The organism is Caulobacter sp. 602-1, assembly GCF_003931565.1.
Taxonomy (GTDB): Bacteria; Pseudomonadota; Alphaproteobacteria; order Caulobacterales; family Caulobacteraceae; genus Caulobacter.
This window is the reverse complement of record NZ_RRYI01000156.1, coordinates 1-286: the sequence shown is the minus strand read 5'-3', so window position 1 is coordinate 286 and position 286 is coordinate 1. Positions and strand designations below refer to the sequence as shown.

Below are 286 nucleotides of genomic sequence, written 5' to 3'. Positions count from 1 at the left end.
GACGTGCTGTTCGTTTGCAACGGCCACCACTGGGATCCGCGCGTGCCTGAGTATCCGGGCGAGTTCGACGGCCCGGCCTTCCATGCCCACGCCTATAGCGACCCGTTCGATCCGGTAGACATGCGCGGCAAGAACGTCGTGGTGGTCGGCATGGGCAATTCGGCCATGGATATCGCCAGCGAGCTCTCCCAGCGGCCGACCGCGAAAAACCTGTGGGTCTCGGCCCGACGCGGGGTGTGGGTGTTCCCCAAGTACCTGAACGGCAAGCCGGCGGATAAGAGCGCCA

General features: G+C 65.0%; 1 protein-coding gene. It reads left to right on the top strand.

Features of this window, described 5'->3' with window-relative positions; genetic code table 11:
* Positions 1-286: NAD(P)-binding domain-containing protein (locus tag EIK80_RS25690; RefSeq protein ID WP_148099151.1), on the top strand; the 286-nt coding region annotated here is incomplete at both ends.